The following is a 4,310-nucleotide window of genomic DNA, read 5'->3' on the forward strand; positions in this document are numbered from 1 at the left end:
GACGTTTCCCGCGGTCCGAACCGCCTTCACCCCGAAACCGAGGATGGTGTCCTCGAAATCGAGCGCGATGATCGGGTCGTCCTCGACAATCAACACGTTGCCGGGCACGCCATTCAAGGATGCGGGTTCCATCATTCGCCACGTTGTAAGGAAGTCGGCATCGACCGGTTCCGATTATGAAACCACCATGTCTCGGCCCGCCTGTCTGTTCACTTGTGCACACAACAACCCGATGCGATTGGTTATTGTCTGGGGCGGGGCAAGGGGAACCGGAATGACGGCGCGAAGCGGCAATGCTCCCGACGGGAGCCACCGTCCTTACAACAACCTGTTGCGGCGGCTCAGCGCCGGCGACTTTGCCTTGATTGCACCGCATCTGGCGCCGGTAGAGGCCGAGCCTAACGACCTGCTCTACAACCCCGGTGACGACGTCCAGATCGTGCATTTTCCCTGCGGACCCAGTCTCGCTTCATATCTGGTGCCGAATGAAGACGGCCGCGACGTCGAGACCATCCTGATCGGCCGCGAAGGCGCGGTGGGGGGTATCGTCAGCCAAGGCTACCTGCCCGCCTACACGCGCATCATCGTGAAGTTCGGCGGGCCTTTCGTTCGAATGCCGATCGGTAAGCTCGATGCGGCAAAGACCAGATCGGCCAGCCTGCGCAACGTATTCGTGCGCTATGCCGACTGCATGCTGGCCCAGATCTTCCAGTCCACGGCCTGCAATGCGATCCATTCGATCGAGCAGCGCACTGCCAAATGGATCATCTCGGCGATGGAGCGCACTGACGGCGACGACGTCGTGCCGCTGACACATGAGCAACTGGCGACCCTGCTGGGGGTCGGACGCAGCTATACCAGCCGCGTGATCCAGACCTTCAAGGCGGACGGGATTCTGGAGACCCGCCGCGGCTCGATCATGATTCGCAACCCCGACGCCCTGCGGATCCGGGCCTGCCTTTGCAATGAGGCGGTCAAGAACCACTTCGAAGAGGTGTTGCGGGGCGTCTATCCTGACCCCAAAAAAGGCAATTGAGGCGGCGGGGCCGGCAAAAATGAGGTAACCAACTGCCAAACAAACCGTTGTTTTTCGGCGATTTCTGACTATATTGCGCCGCAACGAGCAAGGTACGCCCGGTCTTTTGGCCGGGCTTCGTTTTTGGGCGCCATGGGCGCCTTCAGAATTCCAGGTTTTGAGCGCGATCCGGAAAAGTGGGTCCCGGTTTTCCGGCGAGATCGCGCTCCAGCCATTGTCCGAGCCAGAAGAACAGTCATGAACCTTCGCAATATCGCTATCATCGCTCACGTCGACCACGGCAAGACCACCCTCGTCGACAAGCTGCTGCAGCAGTCCGGCACCTACCGCGACAATCAGCGCCAGGTCGAGCGCGCGATGGATTCCAACGATTTGGAGCGCGAGCGCGGCATCACCATTCTCGCCAAGTGCACCTCGGTGCATTGGGAAGACACCCAGATCAACATCGTCGATACCCCTGGTCACGCCGACTTCGGCGGCGAGGTGGAGCGTATTCTCTCGATGGTCGACGGCGTGATCGTTCTCGTCGACGCCGCCGAAGGTCCGATGCCGCAGACCAAATTTGTGGTCGGCAAGGCGCTGAAGCTCGGCCTGAAGCCGATCGTGGCCATTAACAAGGTCGATCGCCCCGACGCGCGCATCACCGAAGTCGTCAACGAGGTGTTCGACCTGTTCGCGGCACTTGACGCCACCGACGATCAGCTTGACTTCCCGATTCTCTACGGGTCCGGCAAGAACGGCTGGATGGGGACCACGCCCGACGCCTCGCACGATCTCGGCATGAAGCCGCTGTTCGACCTCGTCATCAAGCATGTCGCGCCGCCGGTGGTCGAGGAAGGCCCGTTCCGGCTGCTCGGCACCATTCTCGAAGCCAATCCCTATCTCGGCCGCATCATCACCGGCCGTATCGCGTCCGGTTCGGTCAGGCCGAACCAGGCGGTGAAAGTGATGTCGCGCGACGGCAAGGTTGTCGAAACCGGCCGCATCACCAAGATCCTGGCCTTCCGCGGCCTTGAGCGCCAGCCGGTCGAACTGGCCGAAGCCGGCGACATCGTCGCCATCGCGGGCCTGCCCAAGGGCACCGTCGCCGATACGTTCTGCGATCCCTCCGTCGAAATCCCGATCCAGGCGCAGGCGATCGATCCGCCGACCGTGTCGATGTCGTTCATCGTCAACAACTCGCCGTTGGCCGGCACCGAAGGCGACAAGGTAACCAGCCGCCTGATCCGCGACCGCCTGTTGCGCGAGGCCGAGGGCAACGTCGCGTTGCGCGTGGTCGAGGCCGCCGACAGGGATTCCATGGAAGTTTCGGGCCGCGGCGAATTGCAGCTGGCGATCCTGATCGAGACCATGCGCCGCGAAGGTTTCGAGCTCTCGGTGTCGCGCCCCCGCGTGGTGCTGACCAAGGACGAGAACGGCGAGCTACTGGAGCCGGTCGAGGAAGTCGTGATCGACGTCGACGAGGAATTCTCCGGCGTGGTCGTGCAGAAGATGAGCGAGCGCAAGGCCGAGATGATCGAGATGCGGCCGTCCGGCGGCAATCGTCTGCGGCTGGTGTTCTACGCGCCGACCCGCGGCCTGATCGGCTACCAGGGCGACCTGATGACCGACACCAAGGGCACGGCGATCATGAACCGCCTGTTCCACAACTACCTGCCCTATAAGGGCGATATCCAGGGCCGCCGTAATGGCGTGCTGATCTCCAACGACCAGGGCGAGGCGGTCGCCTACGCCATGTTCAAGCTGGAAGACCGCGGCCCGATGATGATCGAGCCCGGCTGGAAGGTCTACAAGGGCATGATCGTCGGCGAGCATACCCGCGACAACGACCTCGAGATCAACATTCTCAAGGGAAAGCAGCTCACCAACATCCGCACCACCTCGAAGGACGAAGCGGTGCGCCTGACTCCGCCGATCCGCATGACGCTGGAAAAGGCGCTGGCCTATATCGAGGACGACGAGCTGGTCGAAATCACGCCGAAGTCGATTCGCCTGCGCAAACGGCACCTCGACGCCAACGACCGCAAGCGCGCGGAAAAATCCAAGCAGGCGGTGGCGTAAGCCACTCAGCTCAGCGACGAAACTGTCATGGCCGGGCTTGTCCCGGCCATTTTCGTCTTGGATACTGCAAGAGTAAGACGTAAATGCCCGGAAAGGCCGGGCATGACGACGAGATGGCCGACGCATGTCCCTCCCCTCCGAAGTCGATGTCGCCATCATCGGCGCGGGCGCCGCCGGCCTCGGCGCCGCGCACGCGCTGAACGGCTCCGGCCTCTCCGTTATCGTGCTGGAAGCGCGCGACCGCGCCGGCGGGCGTGGCCACACCATCCAGGCGGCTCCCGACATCACCTTCGACCTCGGCTGCGGCTGGCTGCATTCAGCCGACGAAAACTCCTTCGTCGCCATCGCCGAACAACTGAATTTCGAAATCGACAAGACCCGTCCGCCGTGGCGCGAACAGGCCGTGCACAAGGCATTCCCGCCACCGCTGCGCACCGAATTCATCACCGCACTGGACGCCTTTTATGACCGCGCCGAGGCAGCGGCCGAGGAGGCCCGACGGACCGGCCGCGACGAAGCCGCGCATCTTTATCTGGAGCCCGGCAACCGCTGGAATCCGATGATCGATGCGATCTCGACCTACATCAACGGCGTCGAACTCGACCGGGTCTCGATCCTCGACATGGACGCCTATGAGGATACCGAGATCAACTGGCGGGTGCGCCGCGGCTACGGCGCGCTGATGGCGGCCTATGGTGCGACCTGCCCTCTGGCCCTGAGCTGCCAGGTGACGCTGATCGACCATTCCGGACAACGCGTGCGGGTCGAGACCTCGCGGGGCACGCTGACGGCGACCAAGGTGATCGTCACGGTCCCGACCAACCTGATCGCCGACGAGACCATTCGTTTCCACCCCGCACTGCCGGCAAAGGTCGACGCCGCGCGTGGCCTGCCGCTTGGCCTCGCCGACAAGGTGATGCTGGCGCTCGATGCACCGCAGGAGTTTCCCAGCGACGGCAGCCTGCGCGGCGCCACCATGCGTACCGACATGGGCACCTATCATCTGCGCCCGTTCGGTCAGCCCTGCATCGAAGGTTTCTTCGGCGGCCGTTTTGCGCAAGCGCTGGAAGACGCCGGCGACGGCGCGCTGGCGGCGCAGAGCATCGACGAGATCGTCGGCTTCCTCGGCAACGACTACCGCCGCAAACTGAAACCGCTCGCGGAATCGCGCTGGGCCCACGACCCGTTCGCGCGCGGCTCCTATTCACACGCC

The 4,310-nt window shown here is 63.3% G+C and carries 3 protein-coding genes and 1 pseudogene; 3 read left to right on the top strand and 1 reads right to left on the bottom strand.

The genetic code is table 11. The features are described 5' to 3' along the window. A pseudogene (locus Q8N40_RS05535) lies at window positions 1-135 on the bottom strand (response regulator); the annotation flags it as partial. Window positions 136-274: 139 nt separating this feature from the next. Here Q8N40_RS05535 and Q8N40_RS05540 point away from each other — a divergent pair. The 3 genes from Q8N40_RS05540 to Q8N40_RS05550 form a co-directional block, all read left to right on the top strand. Next, window positions 275-1,036 carry a Crp/Fnr family transcriptional regulator gene (locus tag Q8N40_RS05540; protein WP_305711097.1) on the top strand — a complete coding sequence of 254 codons (762 nt, stop codon included), beginning with the start codon at window positions 275-277 and terminating at the stop codon, window positions 1,034-1,036. A 237-nt stretch (window positions 1,037-1,273) separates the two neighbouring features. Beyond that, the gene (gene typA / locus Q8N40_RS05545; RefSeq protein WP_305711098.1) at window positions 1,274-3,097 is read left to right on the top strand and encodes a translational GTPase TypA; all 1,824 of its coding nucleotides are present in this window, start codon (window positions 1,274-1,276) and stop codon (window positions 3,095-3,097) included. Window positions 3,098-3,221: 124 nt separating this feature from the next. After that, the coding region (locus Q8N40_RS05550; protein ID WP_305711099.1) for an FAD-dependent oxidoreductase at window positions 3,222-4,310 on the top strand (1,089 nt) is incomplete at its 3' end.

It is taken from the genome of Bradyrhizobium sp., from assembly GCF_030693485.1.
Classification (GTDB): Bacteria; Pseudomonadota; Alphaproteobacteria; order Rhizobiales; family Xanthobacteraceae; genus Bradyrhizobium.